This is a genomic window from Mesorhizobium sp. CNPSo 4670, from assembly GCF_057784235.1.
In genome coordinates, this window is the sequence record NZ_JBWJFQ010000005.1 from 250771 (window position 1) to 270787 (window position 20017).

The 20017-nt window shown below is 62.8% G+C and carries 24 protein-coding genes and 1 other RNA gene; 15 read left to right on the plus strand and 10 right to left on the minus strand.

Going from position 1 to position 20017, the window contains the following annotated elements:
- Positions 1-93 precede the first annotated feature (93 nt).
- From efp to AC0ZT5_RS12095, 6 genes are all read left to right on the plus strand, one after another.
- Complete coding sequence (gene efp / locus AC0ZT5_RS12070; protein ID WP_095084240.1) at positions 94-660, plus strand: elongation factor P; 567 nt, start codon at positions 94-96, stop codon at positions 658-660.
- Positions 661-746: 86 nt separating this feature from the next.
- Positions 747-1547: an inositol monophosphatase family protein gene (locus AC0ZT5_RS12075; RefSeq protein ID WP_477284857.1), complete on the plus strand. Its 801-nt coding sequence runs from the start codon at positions 747-749 to the stop codon at positions 1545-1547.
- A 104-nt stretch (positions 1548-1651) separates the two neighbouring features.
- Entirely contained in the window at positions 1652-2338 is a 687-nt protein-coding gene (gene trhA, locus AC0ZT5_RS12080) for a PAQR family membrane homeostasis protein TrhA (protein WP_488496613.1), read from the plus strand.
- A 109-nt stretch (positions 2339-2447) separates the two neighbouring features.
- Complete coding sequence (locus AC0ZT5_RS12085) at positions 2448-3473, plus strand: MotA/TolQ/ExbB proton channel family protein (protein ID WP_477284853.1); 1026 nt, start codon at positions 2448-2450, stop codon at positions 3471-3473.
- Position 3474: 1 nt separating this feature from the next.
- Positions 3475-4506: a peptidoglycan -binding protein gene (locus AC0ZT5_RS12090; protein WP_488496614.1), complete on the plus strand. Its 1032-nt coding sequence runs from the start codon at positions 3475-3477 to the stop codon at positions 4504-4506.
- Positions 4507-4754: 248 nt separating this feature from the next.
- Positions 4755-5189 (plus strand): hypothetical protein, encoded by a 435-nt coding sequence (locus AC0ZT5_RS12095; RefSeq protein WP_488496615.1) that lies wholly within the window; start codon positions 4755-4757, stop codon positions 5187-5189.
- A 149-nt stretch (positions 5190-5338) separates the two neighbouring features.
- On the opposite strand, the gene AC0ZT5_RS12100 is transcribed toward AC0ZT5_RS12095, so the two are convergent.
- Positions 5339-5692 carry a DUF1304 domain-containing protein gene (locus AC0ZT5_RS12100; protein ID WP_095084234.1) on the minus strand — a complete coding sequence of 118 codons (354 nt, stop codon included), beginning with the start codon at positions 5690-5692 and terminating at the stop codon, positions 5339-5341.
- A 142-nt stretch (positions 5693-5834) separates the two neighbouring features.
- Here AC0ZT5_RS12100 and AC0ZT5_RS12105 point away from each other — a divergent pair, with 142 nt between their 5' ends.
- Positions 5835-7322, plus strand: coding sequence for a carboxypeptidase M32 (locus AC0ZT5_RS12105; protein WP_488496616.1), 1488 nt, complete (start codon positions 5835-5837; stop codon positions 7320-7322).
- Between the two features lie 36 nt (positions 7323-7358).
- Here the strand turns inward: AC0ZT5_RS12105 and AC0ZT5_RS12110 are convergent, their stop codons facing one another.
- Positions 7359-9158, minus strand: a complete 1800-nt coding sequence (locus AC0ZT5_RS12110; protein WP_488496617.1) for an ABC transporter transmembrane domain-containing protein — start codon at positions 9156-9158, stop codon at positions 7359-7361.
- A 208-nt stretch (positions 9159-9366) separates the two neighbouring features.
- Here AC0ZT5_RS12110 and rpmE point away from each other — a divergent pair, with 208 nt between their 5' ends.
- Both rpmE and AC0ZT5_RS12120 read left to right on the plus strand, forming a co-directional pair.
- A complete protein-coding gene (gene rpmE / locus AC0ZT5_RS12115) occupies positions 9367-9588 on the plus strand; it encodes a 50S ribosomal protein L31 (protein ID WP_006327661.1) in 222 nt (73 codons plus the stop codon).
- Positions 9589-9689: 101 nt separating this feature from the next.
- A complete protein-coding gene (locus AC0ZT5_RS12120) occupies positions 9690-10190 on the plus strand; it encodes a hypothetical protein (RefSeq protein WP_488496618.1) in 501 nt (166 codons plus the stop codon).
- A gap of 2 nt (positions 10191-10192) precedes the next feature.
- Here AC0ZT5_RS12120 and AC0ZT5_RS12125 read toward each other — a convergent pair whose 3' ends face one another.
- Positions 10193-10831 (minus strand): TetR/AcrR family transcriptional regulator, encoded by a 639-nt coding sequence (locus AC0ZT5_RS12125; RefSeq protein ID WP_488496619.1) that lies wholly within the window; start codon positions 10829-10831, stop codon positions 10193-10195.
- 106 nt (positions 10832-10937) lie between these two features.
- Between AC0ZT5_RS12125 and AC0ZT5_RS12130 the strand changes: the two genes are divergently transcribed.
- Together AC0ZT5_RS12130 and AC0ZT5_RS12135 are read left to right on the plus strand one after the other, a co-directional pair.
- Positions 10938-11771: an NAD(P)H-binding protein gene (locus AC0ZT5_RS12130; RefSeq protein WP_488496620.1), complete on the plus strand. Its 834-nt coding sequence runs from the start codon at positions 10938-10940 to the stop codon at positions 11769-11771.
- 1 nt (position 11772) lies between these two features.
- The gene (locus AC0ZT5_RS12135) at positions 11773-12252 is read left to right on the plus strand and encodes an anthrone oxygenase family protein (protein WP_488496621.1); all 480 of its coding nucleotides are present in this window, start codon (positions 11773-11775) and stop codon (positions 12250-12252) included.
- 81 nt (positions 12253-12333) lie between these two features.
- Here AC0ZT5_RS12135 and AC0ZT5_RS12140 read toward each other — a convergent pair whose 3' ends face one another.
- The 6 genes from AC0ZT5_RS12140 to ssrS form a co-directional block, all read right to left on the minus strand.
- A complete protein-coding gene (locus AC0ZT5_RS12140; RefSeq protein ID WP_488496622.1) occupies positions 12334-12645 on the minus strand; it encodes an Rdx family protein in 312 nt (103 codons plus the stop codon).
- 19 nt (positions 12646-12664) lie between these two features.
- Positions 12665-13414 carry a YebC/PmpR family DNA-binding transcriptional regulator gene (locus tag AC0ZT5_RS12145; RefSeq protein WP_184872386.1) on the minus strand — a complete coding sequence of 250 codons (750 nt, stop codon included), beginning with the start codon at positions 13412-13414 and terminating at the stop codon, positions 12665-12667.
- A 323-nt stretch (positions 13415-13737) separates the two neighbouring features.
- Positions 13738-14505, minus strand: coding sequence for a TerC family protein (locus AC0ZT5_RS12150; RefSeq protein ID WP_488496623.1), 768 nt, complete (start codon positions 14503-14505; stop codon positions 13738-13740).
- A 70-nt stretch (positions 14506-14575) separates the two neighbouring features.
- On the minus strand, positions 14576-15400 hold the full coding sequence (locus tag AC0ZT5_RS12155; protein ID WP_095084226.1) for a TIGR00282 family metallophosphoesterase: 825 nt from the start codon (positions 15398-15400) through the stop codon (positions 14576-14578).
- 76 nt (positions 15401-15476) lie between these two features.
- Complete coding sequence (locus AC0ZT5_RS12160; protein ID WP_488496624.1) at positions 15477-16064, minus strand: 5-formyltetrahydrofolate cyclo-ligase; 588 nt, start codon at positions 16062-16064, stop codon at positions 15477-15479.
- 96 nt (positions 16065-16160) lie between these two features.
- Positions 16161-16316, minus strand: a non-coding RNA gene (ssrS, locus tag AC0ZT5_RS12165) — 6S RNA.
- 149 nt (positions 16317-16465) lie between these two features.
- On the opposite strand from ssrS, the gene AC0ZT5_RS12170 reads away from it, so the two are divergent.
- The 4 genes from AC0ZT5_RS12170 (at position 16466) to msrB (ending at position 19556) form a co-directional block, all read left to right on the plus strand.
- Positions 16466-17305 (plus strand): AAA family ATPase, encoded by an 840-nt coding sequence (locus tag AC0ZT5_RS12170; protein ID WP_095084224.1) that lies wholly within the window; start codon positions 16466-16468, stop codon positions 17303-17305.
- 78 nt (positions 17306-17383) lie between these two features.
- Entirely contained in the window at positions 17384-17830 is a 447-nt protein-coding gene (locus tag AC0ZT5_RS12175) for a GNAT family N-acetyltransferase (RefSeq protein WP_488496625.1), read from the plus strand.
- A gap of 7 nt (positions 17831-17837) precedes the next feature.
- The gene (locus AC0ZT5_RS12180) at positions 17838-19028 is read left to right on the plus strand and encodes a vWA domain-containing protein (protein ID WP_488496626.1); all 1191 of its coding nucleotides are present in this window, start codon (positions 17838-17840) and stop codon (positions 19026-19028) included.
- A 123-nt stretch (positions 19029-19151) separates the two neighbouring features.
- The gene (gene msrB / locus AC0ZT5_RS12185) at positions 19152-19556 is read left to right on the plus strand and encodes a peptide-methionine (R)-S-oxide reductase MsrB (RefSeq protein ID WP_064995925.1); all 405 of its coding nucleotides are present in this window, start codon (positions 19152-19154) and stop codon (positions 19554-19556) included.
- A 78-nt stretch (positions 19557-19634) separates the two neighbouring features.
- On the opposite strand, the gene AC0ZT5_RS12190 is transcribed toward msrB, so the two are convergent.
- On the minus strand, positions 19635-19973 hold the full coding sequence (locus AC0ZT5_RS12190; protein WP_488496627.1) for a hypothetical protein: 339 nt from the start codon (positions 19971-19973) through the stop codon (positions 19635-19637).
- Positions 19974-20017: the final 44 nt, after the last annotated feature.

The window sequence follows — 20017 nt, forward strand, 5'->3', positions numbered from 1 at the left end:
CCTGCCCGCTCCCTTGCCTCTTCTGGCGATTTGTGGTCTTGGGAGCCCGAAATCGCTTTCCCAGCGAACATCTCATTCCCGGATCAGATCACTATGGCCAAGATCAATGGCAACGAAATCCGTCCCGGCTACGTCATCGAGCATGACGGCGGCCTGTGGGTGGCGGTCAGGACCAACACCGTCAAGCCAGGTAAGGGCGGCGCCTACAACCAGGTCGAACTGAAGAACCTCATCAACGGCACCAAGCTCAACGAGCGCTTCCGCTCGGCCGAGACGGTTGAGCAGATCCGGCTCGATCTCAAGGATTTTTCCTTCCTCTACGCGCAGGAAGACGCGCTGGTGTTCATGGACACCCAGAGCTACGAGCAGCTCGAATTGGCGAAGGACTTCGTCGGCGATCGCGCCGCCTTCCTGCAGGACGGCATGATGGTCACGGTCCAGCTTTATGAAGAAAGGCCGATCGGCATTTCTCTGCCCGACTATGTGACGCTGACCATCACCGAGGCCGATCCCGTGGTAAAGGGCCAGACGGCCGCGTCTTCCTACAAGCCGGCGGTACTGGAGAACGGCATCCGTGTGCTGGTACCGCCGTTCATCGGCGCCGGCGAACGCATCATCGTCGACACCAACGAAATCACTTACGTGCGCCGCGCAGACTGATGCATGTCGCCCAAAAGTGGCCCCGGTTTTGGGTCACCGACATGCATCAAGACAACGCCTGAAGCGCAGCAGCAGGAAGAAGCACGATGGCACGCTCAGCCCTTCTCAACGTCATGGTCCAGGCCGCAATGAAAGCCGGCCGCTCGCTGTCGCGCGACTTCGGCGAGGTGCAGAACCTGCAGGTCTCGATGAAGGGCCCTGGCGACTATGTCAGCCAGGCCGACCGCAAGGCCGAGGAGATCGTCTTTGCCGAACTGTCGAAGGCACGGCCGGGCTACGCTTTCCTGATGGAGGAGCGCGGCGTGGTCGAAGGCGACGACGGCCAGCACCGCTGGATCGTCGACCCGCTCGACGGCACCACCAATTTCCTGCACGGCATCCCGCTCTTTGCCGTTTCGATCGCCTTGGAACGCCAGGGGCAGATCGTTGCCGGCGTTATCTACAATCCGGCAATGGACGAGCTCTATACCGCCGAACGCGGTGGCGGCGCCTTCATGAACGACCGCCGGCTGCGCGTCGCCGGCCGCATCAAGCTGGTCGACACAGTGATCGGCTGCGGCGTGCCGCATCTCGGCCGCGGCCACCACGGCAATTTCCTCGTCGAATTGCGCAATGTCATGGCGGAGGTCTCGGGCGTGCGCCGCTTGGGGGCCGTTTCGCTCGATCTCGCCTATGTCGCCGCCGGCCGCATGGACGGTTTTTGGGAAACCGGCCTGTCGGCCTGGGACGTCGCCGCCGGCCTGCTGCTGATCCGCGAGGCGGGTGGCTTCGTTTCGGATATGGACGGCGGCCAGGACATGCTGGACCACGGCTCGGTGGTCGCCGGCAACGAGGTCATCCAGCGCGCTTTGCTGAAGGCCGTGAAGAAGCCGCTCTCGGCACGCTGACTGACACGCCGCGCTGATGCGCCGCAGTCGCAAAACCGCAATGGAAGCTTGAAATACTGGCCGGCGAGCGCCCAAATTAGAGTGCTCGGCGCAGGAACCCGGCAGTGAACGACATCAAGCCCCAACACGACATCCCGTTCATCGGACGCTGGCACTATTCGCGCGCCGAGATGATCGCCGACGGTATCGTCCATGCTATCGGCATCGTGCTAGCGATTTCGGCGGGTTCGGCGCTGCTGGCGCTGGCGGCCTTTCGCGTCGGGCCGGGCGAATACATCGCCGCCGCCTTCTATGTGGTTTCGCTGCTCACCGTGCTGTCGGTGTCGCTGACCTACAATCTGTGGCCAGTGTCGTCGCCGGCGAAATGGATCTTGCGGCGCTTCGACCACGCCGCGATCTATCTCCTGATCGCCGCGACCTACACGCCTTTCCTGGCTCAGCTCGAAGGCTCGCCGCTGGCGCGCTGGATGATCGTCCTCGTCTGGACGGCAGCGGCACTGGGCATCGCCATCAAGGTGTTTTTTCCCGGCCGTTTCGACCGGCTGGCGATCGTCTTCTATCTCGCCATCGGCTGGAGCGGCATCATCCTGGTAAAGCCGCTTGTCCAGACCCTGCCGACGACATCGATCGCGCTGATCGTCGCCGGCGGCATCGTCTATTCCTGCGGCGTCATCTTCTTTGCCTGGAAGGGACTGCGCTTCCACAATGCGCTGTGGCACGGCTTCGTCGTCACCGGTGCCGGCCTGCATCTGGCCGCCATGGTCGACTGTCTGGTCATCAATCGCCTCTGACACAGGCTTATAGACGCGGCAATATTGCCAAGCGCCATTCAATTTGGTCACAATTCCGTTTAGAGTCGCGGTCTACGTGATCGGCGGCGGCATCGGAAACGGGGCACGGATGGCTTTTCTCAGATCCTTCGGCATGGGCAGACGCTCTGATGTCCTGATCTACGATCCGCATAAACTGTCGAGCCCGCAGGTCTTTCTGCTGACCATGATGATCTTCCTCGTCATCGTCGCCTTCATCGCCGCCATCCTGACCCGCCAGATCTCGACCGCCTTTGGCAGCAATCCCGGCCTCAACGGCCTGATCATCGGCGTGCTGGTGGTCGGCATCCTCTTGGCCTTCGCCCAGGTCGGACGGCTGTTTCGCGAAGTGCGCTGGGTCAACTCCTTCCGTGCCGGCTCGGAGACCACCGAACCGGTGCTGCTGGCGCCGATGAAGGCGATGATCGGCCGCTCCTCGGCAACGGCCTTCTCGACCAGTTCGATGCGCACCATGCTCGATTCCATCGCCACGCGCCTCGACGAAAGCCGTGACACCTCGCGCTATCTCGTCGGCCTGCTGGTGTTCCTCGGCCTGCTCGGCACTTTCTGGGGTCTGTTGAACACCATCGCCTCGATCCGCGAGACCATCGAATCCCTCGATCCGGGTACGGGCGACGCCGCCGCCGTGCTGGATTCGCTGAAGCAGGGCCTCTCTGCGCCGCTGGCCGGTATGGGCACGGCCTTCTCGTCCTCGCTATTCGGCCTGTCCGGCTCGCTGGTGCTCGGCTTCCTCGACCTGCAGGCCGGCCGCGCCCAGACGCGCTTCTACACTGAGCTGGAAAACTGGCTGTCCTCCGTCACCGATCTGTCGTCCGACATCGTCGTCTCCGACCAGGCCAAGACCGAATCCTCGGACGAGATCCGGGTTTTGTCGGAAAGGCTGCGCAGCATGCAGGAGAATGGCGGCGGCTCCAATCCGCGGGTCGCCACCGCCATGGCCAATCTCGCCGACGGCATTTCCGGCCTGGTCAAGAACATGCGCTCGGAGCAGCAGATCATGCGCGACTGGGTCGAGGCCCAGTCCGATGAGCAGAAGGCGATGCGCAACACGCTGGAAAAGATCGCCGACGCCCTGAAGAAGCCCGGGGTGCATTGACGTGGCCCTGGCGCGTGGACGGCGCACCGATCGCCGCATCGATTACTGGCCGGGCTTCGTCGACGCGCTGTCGACGCTGCTTCTGGCGATCATGTTCCTGCTCACCGTCTTCGTGCTGGCGCAGTTCCTGCTGGGCCGCGAAATCTCCGGCAAGGACACGGCGCTCTCGCGACTCAATTCGCAGATCAACGAACTGACCCAGCTTCTGGCGCTGGAGCGCTCGACTGCGCAGGACAAGGAAGATTCGCTCGCCAATTTGCAGGCATCGCTGTCGGCGGCGGAAGCGGAAAAGAGCCGGCTCGAACAATTGCTGGCGCAAGGTGCCGGCGCCGGAGACGCCGCCAACCAGCGTGCCGTAACACTTTCGGGCGAACTCGACAGCCAGCGCCAGATCAGTCAGCAGGCGCTGAGCCAGGTCGAGATTCTCAACCAGCAGATTGCAGCACTTCGCAAGCAGATCGGTGCGCTCGAGGATGCGCTCAACGTCTCCGAAACCCGCGACCGCGATTCCAACACCAAGATCGCCGATCTCGGCCGCCGCCTGAACGTCGCACTGGCGCAGCGCGTGCAGGAATTGAACCGCTACCGCTCCGACTTCTTCGGCCGCTTGCGGGAAATCCTTGCCGACCGCGAGAACATCCGCATCGTCGGCGACCGCTTCGTCTTCCAGTCCGAAGTGCTGTTCCCGACCGGCTCCGAAGTGATCAACGATGCCGGCAAGGTGGAGATGAAGAAACTTGCCGACGCCATCATCGAATTGCAGAAGGAAATCCCGCCCGAGATCAACTGGGTGCTGCGCGTCGACGGCCATACCGACAACAAGCCGCTCTCCGGCACCGGCCGCTACCGCGACAACTGGGAGCTGTCGACGGCGCGTTCGACCTCGGTGGTGAAGTTCCTGATCGAGAACGGCGTTCCGGCCAACCGCCTGGTCGCCGCCGGTTTCGGCGAGTTCCAGCCGCTCGACCCCGCCGACACCGAAGAGGCGCGCAACAAGAACCGGCGTATTGAACTGAAGCTCACCGAACGTTGATCCATCATCACGCGGCATCACGCGAATTTGTTCGCCGGCTCAACTCTAGGGCGTAGAGCGAGGCCGGCAAGGCCTGAAAAGATTATCTTTTTTTAATTACACATCGTCGAATTGCGGTCCTAGCTTCCCCGCCTGGGCCGAGAACCGCCGGCGATGAACCCCATCGCGACGCGACGGAACCGGACGGCCCGCAGCCGGAGGGCAGGCGAGACAATCGCCGCCTTCCTCTTCAGGAGGAGAACGCGACGATGCGCTCTTTTTTTCCCAGCACCTCGCTTAGAACTGCAACACTCACGGCGGTCCTCATCGCCGTTCCGCTTGCCAGCGCCTATGCCGCGGGCCATCACAGAGGCGCTCTGGACGCCGGCGATCCGACCGACTTTACGGGGCCGCGCGTCGAAGGCCTCATCCAACAGGTTCAAGGCGTCCGCCAGGGCATAGTCGATGCAAGGCAGGCCAACAACATCACGCCCGCCGTCGCCGAACGCCTGGAAAGGCGGACGGTCCGCATCAGTCAGGCGGCCGAGAAGATAGCGGCATCGGATCACGGCAGGATACCGGCCGCGCAATACCATGAGTTGCTGCGCCGTCTCGACAATGTCGACCAGCGTCTGAGGGTCGGTATTGGCAGCGATTTCCTGATGGGCGATGGCGCCGACGGCGGAAACTATCCGAACGGCTGAAAGCTTGAACGCCAAGCTCTAGCACTTCGATCTCGCGCATGATTCCTTCCGAGATCCTGCGCCAGGAAAGGACCACCTGGCGCCCTCGGGGCCCCCTCTCCCGCGGGCGTCCTTTTTCCCTCAGCCCAGCTTGCTACCAGCCCGGTTTCCTACCAGCCAAGCCAGACGGCAATCAGGGCGACGACCGCCGGCACGGTCTGAATGAACAGGATCTTGCGGCCAACCGTTGCCGCGCCATAGAGGCCGGCAATGGCCACGCACAACAGGAAGAAAACCTTGACCTGAAATCCGGCTGTCCCGAGGTAAAGCCCCCAGATCAGGCCCGCGGCGAGGAAGCCATTGTAAAGACCCTGATTGGCGGCCAGCACCTTCGAGGCGCTGGCGAATTCCGGCTTCAGATTGAACGCCTTGTGCCCGCGCGGCGTGTCCCACAGCACCATTTCGAGATAGACGATGTAGACATGGATCAAGGCCACCAGTCCGACCAGGATGTTGCCGATCATGTTGTTCCCCCTTCAGGCGTGGCCGGCAGCATTTCACGCGTGACCTCACCTGTGCAAGATGCATCCGCCGCACAGTGCCGCAGGCTTGCAAACGCTTTTGCGTTGGTATCTTTTCGCGCCGTCCTCAATCACGGAAGCCGCCATGTCCTTTCAGAAACTCGATGATCTCGGCCACAAGCTCGAAGCGCTCGAGCATGCGCTGGCCATTCTCGGCGCCGACGAGGCCACCCACATGGCTATCGGCGGCGGCGAGAAGCGCGCCGAGGCAATGTCGGCGCTGGCCGGCATGTACCACACCAGGGCAACGGCGCCGGAAATCGCCGACTGGCTCGCCGCGGCCGAACAGGAAGCGTTGAGTGAGGAGCAACGGGCCGCGGTCGCGGAACTGCGGCGGCAGTACACCAACCTGACCTGCCTGCCGGTCGAGTTCGTCGAACGTCAGACCACCGCGCGCATGCGTTCCGAGCAGCTGTGGCGCGACCTGCGCGCCAAGAACGACTGGGCGGGCTTCCTGCCGGCGCTGGAGGGCGTGGTGGCGCTGGTGCGCGAAGAGGCGGCGCTGCGTGCCGACGTGCTCGGTCTTGCCCCCTATGACGCGCTCATGGAGCAATACGACCCCGGCAACCGCGCCGCCGACATCACGCCTGTCTTCACCGACCTCAAGGCTTTCCTGAAAGGCTTCGTGCCGGAGGCGCTGGCGATACAAGAAGCCCGGCTGCGCAAGCGCCCACTGAAGCCGCTTTCGGGCACGTACGCGATCGACCGGCAACGCGAGCTCGGCCTTGCCATGATGACGTCGGTCGGTTTCGACCTGACGCATGGGTCGCTGTCGGTATCGCACCATCCCTTCTGCGGCGGCGTACCGAGCGACGTGCGCATCACCACCCGCTACAAGACCTCGGACTTCCTGTCGGCATTGATGGGCGTGCTACATGAGACCGGACATGCGCTGTACGAACAGAACCTGCCGAAGGCATGGGCGCACTGGCCGCTCGGCAAGGCGCGCGGCATGGCCGTGCATGAAAGCCAGAGCCTGTTCGTCGAAAAGCAGCTCGGCCGCAACCCGGCTTTCTGGCGTTGGGCGCTGCCGGTGGTCGAAAAGCATCTTGGCGAAGCCCGGTCGCTCGACGACATCCTGCCGCATGTGCATCGCGTCGAGCGCGGCCTGATCCGGGTCGATGCCGACGAGGTGACCTACCCGCTGCATGTCATCCTGCGCTACGAATTGGAGCAGGAACTCGTTTCGGGCAGGCTGGAGGTGGCCGACCTGCCCGAAGCCTGGGACGCCAAGATGCGCGACTATCTCGGCCTCTCCACCATCGACAATCCGGCCGACGGGCCGATGCAGGACGTGCACTGGCCGGGTGCCGCCTTCGGCTACTTCCCCTCCTACACGCTGGGCGCGATGATGGCGGCGCAGCAATGGGCGGCGCTGACACGCGAGCATCCTGCCGCCGATGACGATCTCGCCAAAGGCAATTTCGCGTCAATCAACGCCTGGCGTCGCGAAAAAATCTGGTCGCAGGGGTCACGCTGGTCGACGCCGGACCTGCTCGAACGCGCCACCGGCGAAAAGCTCGACGCCGGCTATTTCGTCAACCATCTGAAGCAGCGATACGGAGCGGCGTAAGGGCTGTCGGCACATCAGGGGGCAGATGTTTGCGACTTACTCCGCCGCGCCCCTGAAGGCGCTGGCGCCGGTTTCGAACTGCAGCTTGGCCAGCCGCGCATAGATGCCGCCCTTGGCGACGAGGCTCTGATGCGTGCCTTCCTCGACGATGCGGCCGCCATCCATGACCAGGATCCTGTCGGCCTTCAGCACCGTTGCCAGCCGGTGGGCGATGACGATGGTGGTGCGGCCCTGCATCAGGCGTTCCAGCGCCATCTGCACCAGCGTCTCGCTTTCAGCGTCGAGCGCCGAGGTCGCCTCGTCGAGCAGCAAGATCGGCGCGTCGCGCAGGATGGCGCGAGCGATCGCGACCCGCTGGCGCTGGCCGCCGGACAGCGTTACGCCGCGCTCGCCGACCTGACTGTCATAGCCTTTTTCGAGCTTGAGGATGAATTCGTCGGCGAGCGCATCCTTCGCCGCCGTCTCGATCTGGGCCTCACTGGCACCCGGCCGGCCAAAGCCGATATTGTCGCGCGCGCTTGCAGCGAAGATGGTGACGTCCTGGGGCACGATGGCGATGCGCTCGCGGACCGAGACCGGATCGGCTTCGCGCACATCGACGCCATCGATCAGGATCTTGCCGGTTTCAGGATCGTAGAAGCGCAGGATCAGCGAAAAGACCGTGCTCTTGCCGGCCCCTGACGGACCGACGATCGCCACCGTCTCGCCGGGCATGACCTGAAAGCTCAAGCCGTGCACGGCAGCGCGGTCGGGCCTTGCCGGATAGGAGAAGGAGACGTCATCGAAGGCGATCGCGCCCTTGGCGACTGCAGGCAGCGGCTTCGGATCGGCTGGCGCCTGGATTGCCGGCTTCTCGGCCAGGATCTCGGTCAGCCGTTCGGCGGCACCCGCCGCTTGCGCAAGCTCGCCCCAGACCTCGGACAGCGCGCCGAGCGCACCGGCGGCAAACACCGAATAGAGCAGGAACTGGCCGAGCGTGCCTGGCGACAGATTGCCGTCGAGCACGTCACGCGAGCCGAACCACAGCACCGCCACGACGGACGAGAAGATCGTGAAAATAGCAAAGAAGGTGAGGAAGGAGCGCGCGAAGATCGAGGCACGCGCCGCCTCGAAAGCGGCTTCCACCGCGCCCGAGAAATGCCCGGTGACGAGCTTTTCATTGGTGAAGGCCTGCAAGGTGCGCACCGCGCCGATCTGTTCGCTGGCATAGGCGGTGGCATCGGCAAGTGTATCCTGCGCCTGCCGCGACTTGCGCCGCACCGAGCGGCCGAAGGCGACCAGCGGCAGCACGATGACCGGAATGGCCGCAATGACCAAACCGGACAATTTCGGGCTGGTGACGACCATCATCCCCACTGCGCCGAGGCCGAGGATGACGTTGCGCAGCGCCACCGAGGCCGTCGCCCCGACCGCCGACTTGACCTGCGTGGTGTCGGCGGCGAGCCGCGACACGATCTCGCCCGACTGCGCGGTGTCGAAGAAGGACGGCGACAGCGTCGTCACATGGGTAAAGACATCGCGCCTGATATCGGCGACGACGCGCTCGCCGAGCGTGATGACAAAATAGTAGCGGCCGGCCGAGGCCGCCGCCAGCACGGCGGCCATTGCCACCAGGGCTGCGAAATATTCGGCGATGAAGATGGTGTTGGCCGACGAGAAACCATGATCGATCATGCGCCGCACGGCCAGCGGCAGCGCCAGCGTCGTTGCCGCGGCGATGACCAGCGAAATGAGCGCGCCGACGACCAGCGTGCGATAATGCGTGATATACGGGAACAGGCGCCTGAGCGGCTTGAGCGAGCGCCGGCGCTCGTCTGCGCTGCTGGTTTGCGCCATTCCTGCGTTTCCTCTAGCCGCCTCTGGGCTGTGCGCCTCAATATATGCGCTTGCCGCGGCCTTGTGATTCAATTCCGGCTGATGTATAGGCTCGCCGACCGTTTTAGAAGCCGTGGCTCTTCAATAGCTGCGGCTTCGAGTTTTAAAAAGGGGCGCATCGACGCAGGCTTATGCCCGTCGGCAGCGCCGACAAGCCAGGAACCGAACCATGAAGACCGACATCCATCCCGACTACCACACCATCAAGGTCGTCATGACCGACGGCACCGAATACATGACCCGTTCGACCTGGGGCAAGGAAGGCGATACGATGAACCTCGATATCGACCCGACCACCCACCCGGCCTGGACCGGCGGCCAGCAGACCCTGCTCGACCGCGGCGGCCGTCTGTCGAAGTTCAAGAAGCGTTTCGAAGGTTTCGGCCTCTAAGCCGACGACCTTTTTCGCAGATCGGAAAACCCGCCCTCGAGGCGGGTTTTTTGTTGACCTCGAGTCACCGTGGTGGGACGCAGTCGGCCAGGGAGAGCGACATGTCTATGCTCAACGACAAGCGGTGGTCCGGTCTCACGGGTGGGTACAAGGTTGTCTATGATCCCCGACCGGCGTTGCGGGCGCTGACGCTTCGTTATGATGACGAGATGGCGTGGGACGAACTTTGGAATGAACTGCATCATCAGGGCGATGTCGGAGACGCATCCTACGCCGCAATCCCAGAGATCGTTCGAATCTCCGCAGAACGCGCTCCAGCGAATTGGGGAGTCTACGGTCTGGCCGCGGTAATCGAAGAAGCGCGATTGCTCGACCGTGGAAACCCGCCAATTCCGGATTGGGTCGAACCGCACTACAAAGCCGCCTGGCAGACGCTTTTCCATTTGGCGTTGCGAGATCTGGAAACTGAGGCGGACGAAGCGACAGTGACATATGCGTTGGCTGTTGTTGCGCTTCATCGGGGCAGTCTCGGCCTGGCCCGGATGGCAATGTGCACGGAGGACGAGCGCGCTGAAATGTTACGGAACTATCTCGGCCGTTAGCCTTACTCGGCCAACAGTTCCCGCAGCGCCATCCGCTTGTAGGCAACCACAAGTCTATCGCCCTCTTGCCGGTCGACCGAGATCGCCAGCCGCACGGCGGCCTCGCCCATCTGCCAGACCAGAAACGCCGTCGTTTCCAACTCCGTCGGATCCGCTGCCGGCCGCAGCCGCTTCAGCACCGCGGTGAGGAATTCGGCATTGGCCCGGCTGTCGGCGAGTTCGAGCTGGCGCAGCGCCTTGTCGGCCTGCGTGCCTGACCAGATGTCGCGCATCACCGGCTCGGCCAGGAACAGCCCGTAGTAGATATCGACCAGCTCCGAAAACGCTTGGCTCAGGCCTTCGGCGTCGCCGACGTCGGCGAGTGCCGCTGAGATGCAGGCCTGGCTTTCGGCGGTGTAGCGCTCGGCCAGCGCCCAGACGATCGCCCGCTTGTCCGGAAAGAACTGGTAGAGCGAGCCGATCGAAACCCCTGCCCGTTCCGCCACTTCGCCCATGCGCATGGCGTCGCTGCCTTGCTCGGCGATGAGCGCCGAGGCAGCGGCGAGCATGCGTTCGACCCGCTCGCGGCTGCGCTGCTGGCTCGGCGCCCGGCGCGGCGAAGCAATCTGCTCCTGTGACGAAACCGGCGCGGTGTCTTCCATGGCTGTCTCCAATGCCAACAAAATCGCTTGACTGGCAAAATACGAGGGTTTATCACGTTTTGCAAATGTGAGGACTACTCATGTTTTGAAACAGAGGAAAACAGCTATGAACAACACGACAACAAAACCCATCCTGGTCCTCGGCGGCACCGGCAAGACCGGCCGCCGCCTTGCCGAGCGACTGACGGCGCGGGGCCTGCCGGTGCGCATCGGCTCGCGTTCGGGCACCCCGGGCTTCGACTGGGAAGTCCCCGCGACCTGGGGTCCGGCAATGCAAGGCGTCAGCGCCGTCTACATCAGCTACTATCCCGATCTGGCCGTGCCGGGTGCCGCCGAGGCGGTCGGCGCCTTCGCCAGGCTTGCCGTACAAAACGGCATCACCCGGCTTGTGCTGCTGTCGGGGCGTGGCGAGGCGGAAGCCCAGCGTGCCGAAGAGATGCTGAAGGCCTCCGGCGCCGACTGGACGATCCTTCGCTGCGCCTGGTTCTCGCAGAACTTCAGCGAAGGCTTCCTTGTCGAGTCCTTGGCTGAGGGCGAAGTGGCTTTGCCGGTCGGCAATGTCGGCGAGCCATTCGTCGATGCCGATGACATCGCCGACGTCGCCTTCGCCGTGCTGACTGAGCCAGGGCATGTCGGCCAGCTCTATGAACTGACCGGGCCGCGACTGCTGAGCTTTGCAGACGCGGTCGCCGAGATTGGCAAGGCCGCCGGGCGCGACATCCGCTTTGTCAGGATTTCGCATGACGAATTTACCGCCGCCATGGCCGCGCACCACCTGCCGCCCGAATTCGCCTGGCTGCTCAACGAACTGTTCACCGAAGTGCTTGACGGCCGCAACGAGACGCTGACCGACGGCGTCCAGCGCGTGCTTGGCCGCCAGCCAAGAGACTTCTCCACCTACGCAACCGAAACCGCCGCTAGCCGAATCTGGAGTAACTGACATGATCACGAAACTTCTTCCCACCCTTACCATTATTGCCGCAATCGGCTCGGGGGTCGTCGGCGGCGTGTTTTTCGCCTTTTCCAACTTCGTCATGGCGGCGCTTGCTCGACTGCCCGTCCCCAGCGGCATCGCGGCGATGAATTCGATCAACGTCACGGTGATCACCCCGACCTTCATGACGGCGCTTTTCGGTACCGGCCTGCTCTGTCTGGTGCTTATCGCCGCCGCCATCATGGGCTGGAGCCAGTCCGGCTCGTACTGGTTGCTTGCCGGCGCGGTGATCTACCTGATCGGCAACCCGATCGTGACCATGGTCTTCAACGTGCCGCTCAACGATGCGCTCGCCGCCGTCGACCCGACCAGCAGCAACGGCGCCGCTGTGTGGGCGAACCATCTGAGCCAATGGGTGATGTGGAACCATGTCCGCACCATCACCGCCATCATGGCGATGGCGTGCTTCATTCTCTCATTGCTCTAAGCAACTCCAGGAAAAGTGCGTAGCCGTCCGGATTTGCGTCGAGACAAAGAGAGAAGCGTTCGGCGAAGCAAAAGATCCTGCTCAGGCGGGGTCTTTTTGCGTGTGACCCTTGCGGTCGGAATGACCGAGATCGCGATCCGGGTCGATGACATCGCGGACCAGTTGCTTGAGCTTGGCCGCTTCCGGAAAGCCGCCGTCGCGCTTGCGGTCCCAGACCAGCGTATCATTGCAGGAAATGGTGAAGATGCCGCCGGTGCCGGGCACCAGCGTCACCTCGCCGAGGTCGGTGCCGAAGGTCGACAGCAGCTCCTGCGCCATCCAGCCGGCACGCAGCAGCCACTGGCACTGCGTGCAATAAGTGATGCGGATGGCGGGGAGCTGGGCCGCGCTCATGTCTCTGGCTGAGCTCCGCTCATGCCGCGCTGAGCTTGGCCATGGTCTCGTCATCGACTTCGAAGTTGGCGTAGACGCTTTGAACGTCATCGTCATCCTCGAGCGTGGCGACCAGCTTCATCAGCGACTGTGCCCGGTCCTCGTCGACCGGAACACTGTTCTGCGGCTTCCAGATCGGCTTAACCGATTCAGCTTCACCGAGCGAAGCTTCCAGCGCCTTCGACACTTCGCCGAGATTCTCGAAAGCGCAGTAGATCGTGTGGCCTTCCTCATCGGATTCCACGTCATCGGCGCCGGCTTCGATCGCCGCGTCCATCACCTTGTCGGCGCTGCCGGCCGATGCCGGATAATAGATCTCGCCGGCACGATCCCACATGAACGACACCGAACCGGTTTCGCCCATCGCCCCGCCGGCCTTGGTGAAGGCGGCGCGCACGTTCGAGGCCGAACGGTTGCGGTTGTCGGTCAGCGCTTCGACGATGACGGCGACGCCGCCGGGCCCATAGCCCTCATAGCGCACGGCTTCGTAGTTTTCGGCGTCGCCCATCGAGGCCTTGTTGATGGCGCGCTGGATGTTGTCCTTCGGCATCGACACTGCCTTGGCGTTCTGCACGGCCAGGCGCAGGCGCGGATTCATCGATGGATCGGGCGTCCCGCTCTTGGCGGCAACGGTGATTTCGCGCGCCAGCTTGGAAAACATTTTCGACCGCACCGCATCCTGGCGGCCCTTGCGGTGCATGATGTTCTTGAACTGTGAATGGCCAGCCATGGCACCCCTGTCGTCTTCTCGGCTAGAGCATCCCGAAGCGAGGTGATCTCACCTCGTCTTCTGCAAAATGCTCGAATTCAAAATTTCAGAGCGTCCCAAGTGCAACTCGTGGAAGCACGGCGTTCTCTGTCGGAATGGCGGGCTTATAGATAAATCGGCTCAATTCGTCCAGCCGCGAGGCCGCTGCAATCGCTCACGCCTCCAGGTCGGACTTCAGCCGGTCGATGATGCTGATCGCATGGCTGGCATACTGGCTGATCCAGCGATCCTACGCGACAGCGACAAATTCCAGGTCTCGTGGCGCGGCTATGCTCTTGCCAACCTCAATGCCCCTCGCCGGACTTCGCTTTTCTCCGTCGCCGCGCCAACATGTTGAGCCCTTCGACCAAGGCCGAAAAACCCATCGCCGCATAGATGTAGCCCTTGGGCACATGGTAGCCCATGCCATCGGCGATCAGCGTCATGCCGATCATCAGCAGGAAGCCCAGCGCCAGCATGACGATGCTCGGGTTCTTGGCGATAAAGTTTGCCAGCGGTCCGGCCGCCAGCATCATCACGCTGACCGCGACGATCACGGCGATGTACATGATGGCGATCTCGTCGGTCATGCCGACGGCGGTGATGATCGAATCGATGGAGAAGACGAGGTCGAGCAGCAGGATCTGGAAGATCGCGCCGGCGAGGCTGATCTGCAGGGTCTCACCCAGCATCGTGTCCTGGTGATCGTCGGGATCGACCGTGTGATGGATCTCCTTGGTCGCCTTCCACACCAGGAACAGGCCACCGGCAATCAGGATCAGGTCGCGCCAGGAAAACCCGTGCCCCAGGGCGGTGAACACCGGCGTCGTCAGCTGGACGATGATCGAAATGGTTGCCAGTAGCACCAGCCGCATGATCAGCGCCGCCGAAATGCCGAGCCGGCGGGCGCGCGCCCTTTGCGCTTCCGGCAGCTTGTTGGTCAGGATCGAGATGAAGATCAGATTGTCGATGCCGAGCACGATCTCCAGCACCACCAGCGTCAGCAGCGCGACCCAGGCCGTTGGATCGGACACGAAGTGAAAATGTGGCGCCAGGAATTCGATGAGCTGCATGGAGGTCGTCCCCTCTACGATCTAGAGCAGTGTCGCCGGCAATTAGGTACTGCTTGCGTCCATATCAATGTCACGACCAGAAGGACGGCGCGGTTTCCTCCAGCCGGGGGCCGCGACGAAACGGCGCGATCCTCTCGGTCAGCCCGGTGCGGTCGGAAATGTCGACGCCGACGCCGCACAATGTCGCCGGTCCCGTTGCTGCCTCGAAGCGCCCTTTCGGCACTTTCGACAGGAACCGGTTGAGCGGTTCCTCCTTGTCCATGCCGAGCGAGGAATCATAGTCGCCGCACATGCCTGCGTCGGAGATGTAGCCAGTTCCGCCATTGAGGATCTGGTGATCGCCGGTCGGCTGGTGCGTGTGGGTGCCGACGACGAGACTGGCGCGGCCATCGACGAAATGCGCAAAGCACATCTTTTCCGAGGTTGCCTCGGCATGGAAGTCGATGATCACGGCATCCGCCTGCTCGCCGAGCGGACAGGCGGCCAGTTCGCGCTCACCGGCCTGGAACGGATCGTCGAGTTCGGGATGCATGAACACCCGGCCCATGATGTTGGCGACCAGCACGCGCGCCCCGCTCCTGGCGATGTAGACGCCGGAGCCGCGTCCGGGCGTGCCCTTGGGGAAATTCGAGGGGCGCAGAAAGCGCTCTTCGCGCGGCGCGAAGGCCAGCGCGTCGCGCTGATCCCAGACATGGTTGCCGGTGGTGACAACATCGGCGCCCGCCGCGATCGTTTCGCGAAAGATCTCTTCGGTGATGCCGAAGCCGCCGGCGGCATTCTCGCCATTGACGATGACAAAATCGAGTTTGAAATCGGAGATCAGTCCCGGCAGTTGTTCCCACACTGCCGTGCGTCCCGTTTTTCCAACCATGTCGCCGAGGAAGAGAAGTCTCATATGATCCCGCACCGAATGTCAGCGAAGCAAAAGCTGCATGACGTCTGTGAAAAGATCATGCGTCCATTGTGCTTATCTACAATTTTGGCGAGAAGCGGCGCAACCCACTCTCCGTGAGTATTTCCGGGATGACGACGTCGTGGTCCTCATCCGGCACCAGCGCCACCTCCTGGCAGTCGAAGGCGATGCCGATCAATCTGGGCGCCTGCCCCTTGTCGACAAGCTTGGCGATGGCACGGTCGTAGTAGCCGGCACCATAGCCGATGCGATGGCCGCGCGCGTCGAAGGCGGCGAGCGGCACCAGCATCACCGTGGGGTCGAGCACTTCGGCCTCCTCATGCGGGCCAACCGTACCGAAGCCCATCTCGACCATCGGAGCGCCCCGCACGAGCTCGCGAAAGACGATGGTGGACTTGTCGAGGATCGCCGGCAGGCAAAGCCTGGCTCCCTTCTCGCGCAAGGCGAACATCAGCGGCCGGACGTCGACTTCCGAGCGCATCGGCCAGAAGCCGGAGACGATCTGACCCGGCTCGACAGCGAGGTGATCGCGCGCCGTCTCGGCCATTTCTAGGGCGATCTCCACGCGCCAGAATTCATCGAGCGCGTCGCGGCGCCCGAGTGCCTCGACGCGAAGCTGCTTTTTCAGGTGCTTTGAGGATGTCATGCGCAGACGATAGAAAAAGTCAGATTTGGGTGGAGTTTTAGGAGCGACGTTTTCCACCGCATCATCCACCGAAATACATGGATGCGTTGCGAAAAGCGACGATCCACACAACCGGTGGAGAGAGCGATCCCGGGAACCTACAAAGTAGGTGGGCGCCGTGTGAGAAAACCCACGGGTCTTCCCAGGGACAGCTCCCTAAGGATCGTTAAGGCCCCGGGGAAAATGTTCTCCTGCCGGGAAGCACAGACCGTCCCGACCAATATAGGCTGCTGGTCGACCAAGCGCCAGTGAGACTAGCGTTCTTTCCGTGTCGGGTTCACGGCCTCGCCGCCGTCGACAAGCCACCCTTGCACAGGCGGAGCCGCGTCCTTACGGTCGTCATGACCAACCAGGGAGCAAAAATGCGTTTCGAAGGCACGGCGGCCTATGTCGCCGACAAGGATCTGATGGTGGCGGTCAACGCGGCGATCGCGCTGGAACGGCCCCTGCTGGTCAAGGGCGAGCCCGGCACCGGCAAGACCGAACTCGCCAGGCAAGTTGCGGCAGCCCTTGGGCTCGACCTCATCGAATGGCACGTCAAGTCGACCACCAGGGCGCAGCAGGGCCTTTACGAATACGATGCCGTGTCGCGGCTGCGCGACAGCCAGCTCGGCGACGAGCGCTTCAACGACATCAGGAACTACATCAAGCGCGGTAAGCTTTGGGAGGCGTTCTCGGCCGGCAAGAAGGTCGTGCTTCTGATCGACGAGATCGACAAGGCCGATATCGAGTTCCCCAACGATTTGCTGCAGGAACTCGATCGGATGGAGTTCTTCGTCTACGAGACCGGCGAGACCATTCGCGCCGCGGTCAGGCCGATCGTCATCATCACCTCCAACAACGAGAAGGAGCTTCCGGACGCCTTCCTGCGCCGCTGCTTCTTCCACTACATCCGCTTTCCCGACGTCGAAACGCTGCACAAAATCGTCGACGTGCACTATCCCGGCATCAAGCAGAACCTGGTGCGCGCGGCCCTCACCCAGTTCTACGAGATCCGCGAGGTGCCGGGGCTGAAGAAGAAGCCGTCGACCTCCGAGGCGCTCGACTGGATAAGGCTTCTGGTCGCCGACGACATCGCGCCGGAAGACCTGCGCGCCGATCCGAAGAACGCCCTGCCCAAGCTGCATGGCGCCCTTTTGAAGAACGAACAGGACGTGCATCTGTTCGAGCGACTGGCCTTCATGGCGAGACGGCAGGGGTAGCGCTTTCCCCGGCTGTGGACCTTGCCGCCAACCGAACAGGCAGGCAGTTCCGGCCGGAGCCTTTCGGAGGAGAATGAAATGACCGAGATCACCGTCCGCCCGCTGGCGCAGTCCGACCATGCCGACTGGCGGCGGCTGTGGACCGCATATCTAACCTTTTATGAAACCAGGCTGCCGGAAGAGGTCTACGCCGTTACCTGGAAGCGGCTGTTCGCGGCGGGTGAGTTCGAGCCGAAGGGTTTCATCGCCACGCTCGACGGCAAGGCGGTCGGCCTCACCCACTATCTCTATCACCGCTCCTGCTGGGCGGAGCAGAACAACTGCTATCTGCAGGATCTGTTCGCCGATCCGGACGTGCGCGGCAAAGGCATTGGTGCTGAGCTGATCAAGGCGGTGAAGCTGGAAGCCGCAAAAATCGGCGTCAAGAATGTCTACTGGATGACGCACGAGACCAACGCCACCGCGCGCAAGCTCTACGACTATGTGGCGCGCCGGACCGGCTTCATCGAGTATGATTTGCTGTAGATAGACGATGTTCATCCCTTTCTTCCTCGAACTGAAGGCAGCGCGTGTTCCCGTCTCGCTACGGGAATATCTGTCGCTGCTGGAGGGGCTGGAAGCCGGGTTGGTCGACTACGACGTCGAGGGTTTCTACTATCTGGCCCGCACCGCGCTGGTGAAGGACGAACGCCACATCGACCGCTTCGACCAGGTGTTTGCCCATGTTTTCAAGGGCGTCGAGGCGTTGGGCGGGCCGGACGCTGTCGATGTCGCCAATATTCCCGAGGAATGGCTGCGCCGGCTCGCAGAGAAGCACCTGACCGACGAAGAGAAAAAACTGGTCGAGGCACTCGGCGGTTTCGAAAAGCTGATGGAGACCTTGAAACAGCGGCTGGAGGAGCAGAAAGGCCGCCACCAGGGCGGTTCGAAATGGATCGGCACCGGCGGCACCTCACCCTTCGGCGCCTATGGCTACAATCCCGAAGGCGTGCGCATCGGCCAGCACGAAAGCCGCAACCGACGCGCCGTTAAAGTCTGGGACAGACGCGAGTTCAGGAATTTCGACGATGCCGTCGAACTCGGCACCCGCAACATCAAGATCGCGCTGAAGCGCCTGCGCCGCTGGGTGCGCGAGGGCGCCGAGGAGGAGTTCGACCTGCCGGGCACCATCCACGCCACCGCCGAGCATGGCTATCTCGACGTGCAGACGCGGCCCGAACGGCGCAACGCGGTAAGGCTCTTGATGTTCTTCGATGTCGGCGGCTCGATGGACGACCACATCAAGAGCGTCGAAGAGCTATTTTCGGCCGCCCGCGCCGAATTCCGACAGCTCGAATATTTCTATTTCCACAACTGCCTCTATGAAGGCGTGTGGAAGGACAATCGCCGCCGGCATGCCGAGACGATCCCGACCTTCGACCTGATCCATAAATATGGGCCGGACTACAAGGTGATCGTCGTCAGCGACGCCTCGATGAGCCCTTACGAGATCGCGCATCCCGGCGGCTCGGTCGAACACTGGAACCCGGAGGCTGGGACCGTCTGGCTCGGCCGCCTGCTGCAGCAATGGCCGAACGCGGTTTGGCTGAACCCCGAGCACCAGAAGAACTGGGGCTTTACCCATTCGATTGCCATGATCCGCGACATTTTTGGCGGCCGCATGTTCCCGCTGACGCTGGCCGGGCTCGAAGGAGCGACGAAGCAGCTTTCAAGAAAGCATTGAGCGTCAAGGGAAATGATTGCTTGTCGAGAAGTGCCCGTACTGGGCAGGGCTGTAACAAATGCCTATCTTGGTGCGAATATGAGGTTGCAATCAACAACGAGCAGGCAAGGCTGAGGAGATCGAATGGACACCCACACCTACCCTGTCACCCGCACCGACGCCGAATGGCGCGCCCGGCTGACGCCGGAGCAATATGCCGTCATGCGCGGCCATGGCACCGAGCGGCCTGGAAGCTGCGCTTTGCTCTACGAGAAGCGCGCCGGCACGTTTTCCTGCGTCGGCTGCGACCAGCCGCTGTTCGAGTCCAAGCTGAAGTTCGAGAGCGGCACCGGCTGGCCGAGCTTCAACGACCCGGTGCAGGGCTCGGTCGAAAACACGGTAGACCGCAGCTACGGCATGGTCCGCACCGAATGCCATTGCGCCCGCTGCGGCAGCCATCTCGGCCATGTCTTCGAGGACGGCCCGCCGCCGACCGGCCTGCGCTATTGCATCAACGGCGTCGCGCTGAAATTCGAGCCAACGGCTTAACCCGACTGTCGGATGAATGGAAAGGGCGGCTGCGGCCGCCCTTTTTCATTGCGCGATAGGTGCCCCGTATCCGCACTGTCAGACCACGACCGACAGGATCAGCCACAATGTGGCGCCAATCGTCATCAGCGAGGCCTTGGCGCCGGTGGCCTTTTCCGTGGTTCGCCATACGGCAAAGGTCAGGAAGATGTTGTAGGGCACCGGCGCGAAATGCACCGCCAGAACCAGCGCGAGCGGCAGCTTCAGTCCGAGCAGGACGATCGCGGCCACCGACGATGCGACGTTGATCGCCGTGCCGACAAGGACGAGGTCGCGCCAGAACAGCCGATCGAGCGGCACCAGGCCTTGCCAGCGTGCGCGGAAGAAGCCCCGGTCTGCCGTGTCGGTCTCGTCTTCGGGAAGCTTTGAAACATTCATCGGCGCAACCTTCGCTTCGGCGTCGGCAGGAACGTCAAACGCAA